Origin of the sequence: Streptomyces albidus (ex Kaewkla and Franco 2022) (assembly GCF_013870515.1) — a bacterium.
In the GTDB taxonomy this organism is placed as follows: domain Bacteria; phylum Actinomycetota; class Actinomycetes; order Streptomycetales; family Streptomycetaceae; genus Streptomyces; species Streptomyces albidus.
The window spans coordinates 1-3,077 of sequence record NZ_JACBXA010000417.1 but is presented as its reverse complement, the minus strand read 5'-3'; the positions used below and the strand labels follow the sequence as shown (position 1 = coordinate 3,077).

The 3,077-nt window shown below is 73.4% G+C and carries 3 protein-coding genes; all 3 read right to left on the bottom strand.

Features of this window, described 5'->3' with window-relative positions; genetic code table 11:
- Positions 1-1,352: L-aspartate oxidase (locus tag H5J26_RS29865; RefSeq protein ID WP_181769083.1), on the bottom strand; the 1,352-nt coding region annotated here is incomplete at its 3' end.
- Positions 1,349-2,284, bottom strand: coding sequence for a pantoate--beta-alanine ligase (panC, locus tag H5J26_RS29860; RefSeq protein WP_181769082.1), 936 nt, complete (start codon positions 2,282-2,284; stop codon positions 1,349-1,351). The genes H5J26_RS29865 and panC, both read right to left, overlap by 4 nt.
- Positions 2,281-3,077 (bottom strand): Rossmann-like and DUF2520 domain-containing protein (locus H5J26_RS29855; protein ID WP_181769081.1); only part of this gene is annotated, 797 nt, incomplete at its 5' end. The genes H5J26_RS29855 and panC, both read right to left, overlap by 4 nt.

Below are 3,077 nucleotides of genomic sequence, written 5' to 3'. Positions count from 1 at the left end.
CCCGGTTGCCCGGCGATGTGGTCCGCGATCCGCTCCGAGAAGACCAGCCCCTCCAGCAGGCTGTTGGAGGCGAGACGGTTCGCGCCGTGCACTCCGGTGCAGGCGACCTCGCCGCAGGCGTAGAGGCCGGGCACCGTCGTGCGGCCGTACAGGTCGGTGCGGACGCCGCCGCTGGCGTAGTGCGCGGCCGGCGCCACAGGGAGGAGCCCGGTCACGGGGTCGAAGCCGTGGCTGCGGCACGCCTCGAGAATGGTCGGAAAGCGGGTCTCCCACATCTCGGCGCCGAAGTGCCGGGCGTCGAGGTACATGTGCTCGGTGCCGGGTTCGGCGCCCTGCTCGGCGGCCCGTCTCATGATCGCTTTGGCGACGATGTCACGCGGAGCCAGCTCGGCCAGCTCGTGACGGCCGACCATGAAGCGCACGCCGTCGGCGTCGACGAGGTGGGCCCCCTCGCCGCGTACCGCCTCGGAGATCAACGGCTGCTGCCCCTGGGCGTCCGCGCCCAGGTAGAGAACCGTCGGATGGAACTGCACGAACTCCAGGTCGCTGATCTCCGCCCCGGCGCGCAGGGCGAGAGCGACACCGTCGCCGGTGGAGACGTTCGGGTTGGTGGTGGCCGAGAAGACCTGGCCCATGCCGCCGGTCGCGAGCACGACGGCGGGTGCGTGCACGGCGCCCACCCCGTCGTGCTGTCCCTCTCCCATGACGTGCAGGGTGACGCCCGCTGCGGCGCCGTCCGCGCCCTTGAGGAGGTCGAGGACGAGGGCGTTCTCGACGGTTCGGATGCTGGTGCGCACGTCGCGTACGGCCTCGACGAGCGCGCGGGAGATCTCCGCGCCCGTCGCGTCGCCACCCGCATGAGCGATGCGCCGACGGTGGTGGCCCCCCTCACGGGTCAGCTCGATCTCACCGGTCCCGGCGTCGGTGTCGAAGCGTGCCCCGGTGGTGATCAGGCGGCGTACGGCTGCGGGCCCCTCGGTCACGAGGGTGCGGACGGCCTCCTCGTCGCACAGTCCCGCCCCTGCCACGAGGGTGTCGTCGAGGTGCTGGGCGGGGGTGTCGCCCTCGCCGAGGGCGGCGGCTATGCCGCCCTGCGCCCATCGCGTGGAACCTTCGTCCAGGCGGGCCTTGGTGACGACGACCGTGCTCAGACCGGCGGCGGCGCAGCGGAGCGCGGCAGTGAGGCCTGCGACGCCGGAGCCGACGACCACGACGTCCGCGTCGATCCGCCAGCCCGGTGCGGGGGCACGGAGCGGCGCGGTGCCTCCGGCTGTCTCCTGCGCGGGGCCCTCGGTGGTGCCCGGGGCGTCGCTGCGTGCCCCGGGGTCCGCCTCCCCCGTACTTCCCGTCATCGGAGTGCTCCCAGGGAGAGGGGGACGTTGTCGATGAGCCGTGTGCTGCCGACGCGTGCGGCCACGGCGAGCACCGCTTCGGAGGTCTTCGGGGCGGAGCCGTCGGCGCTCCCCGCGCGGCTCGTCAGCTCCGTGAAGTCGGCGGGGTCGATGAGCGCCAGATAGTCCACGATGAGCGGCGGACCGAGTTGCGCCGCGCCCTCCAGAACCCCGCGCGCGGCGGCGAGGGCGGCGTCGGCACCGCCCGGTACCGCGTCCCGTGCGGCGAACAGGGCGCGGGAGAGGGCGAGCGCGCTCTCCCTCTCGGCCGGTGAGAGAAACCTGTTGCGGCTGGAGAGGGCCATGCCGTCGGATTCGCGGACGGTCGGGACGGCGAGGATCTCCACCGGGAAGTTCAGATCCGTCACCATCCGCCGGATCAGGGCGAGTTGCTGGGCGTCCTTCTGTCCGAACAGGGAGACGTCGGGCGAGGTGAGGTGGAGGAGCTTGGCGACGACGGTGAGCACGCCGTCGAAGTGGCCGGGCCTGTGGGCACCTTCGAACCGCTCCCCCATCGGGCCCGCGGCGACGCGGACCTGGGGGCCGGACGAGCCCGGGTACACCTCTTCGACCGAGGGCGCGAAGACCACGTCTGCGCCTGCCTCCTCCGCGAGACGAAGGTCCGCGTCGAGGGTGCGGGGGTAGCGGTCGAGGTCCTCGGACGGTCCGAACTGGAGCGGGTTGACGAAGACGGTGACCACGACGAGCCCGTCCGGGCCGACGCGCTCGCGCGCAGTCCCGATGAGCGCCGCGTGCCCCGCGTGCAGGGCTCCCATCGTCATGACGGTGGCGCGCAGGCGGTCCGCGTCCCTGCCGAACGGAGCGTTCACAGCCCGCAGTTCGGCGGCGCTGCGGACGAGACGTACACCGAGCTTTCCTGCCGTGCGGCTCACTGGCGCCGCCCTCCTTCGGACAGTACGTCGAGGAGGTCCTCGGCGAGTTCGGGTTCGAGGAGGCCGTGCGCGAGCGCCCGGTCGGCGGTCGCACGGGCCATGGCCAGATAGCCGGCGACCATTCCCGGTGCGCGGGCGCCGAGTTGGGCGATGTGGGCGGAGACGGTGCCCGCGTCGCCGCGGGCAACCGGGCCGGTGAGCGCGGCGTCGCCGGAGCGCAGCGAGTTGTCGAGCGCGGCCCCCAGCAAGGGACCGAGCATGCGGTCGGGTGCCTCCACGCCGCAGGCGCTCAGCAGCTCCATCGACTGGTTGACCAGCGTCACCAGATGGTTGGCACCGATCGCGAGCGCCGCGTGGTAGAGCGGCCGGGCCTCCTCGGCGATCCACTCAGGTTCGCCGCCCATCTCGATGACGAGGGCCTGTGCGGCGAGCCGCAGCTCTTCCGGAGCGGTCACGCCGAAGGAGCAGCCGGCGAGGCGCTGAACGTCCACGGGGGTCCCCGTGAAGGTCATCACCGGGTGCAGCGCGAGCGGCAACCCGCCCGCGCGCAGGGCCGGTTCGAGGACGGCGGTCCCGTAGCGGCCCGAGGTGTGGGCGATCAGCTGCCCGTGCCGTACGGCCCCGGTCTCCGCCAGGCCGCCGACGAGCTCGGGCAGCGCGTCGTCCGGCACCGTGAGAAGGACGAGGTCCGAGCGGGCGAGCACCTCGGTGGGGTCGACGAGCGGAACGCCGGGCAGCAGGTCGGCGGCGCGGCGCCGTGAGCGTTCCGAGACGCCCGAAGCCGCGACGGGTC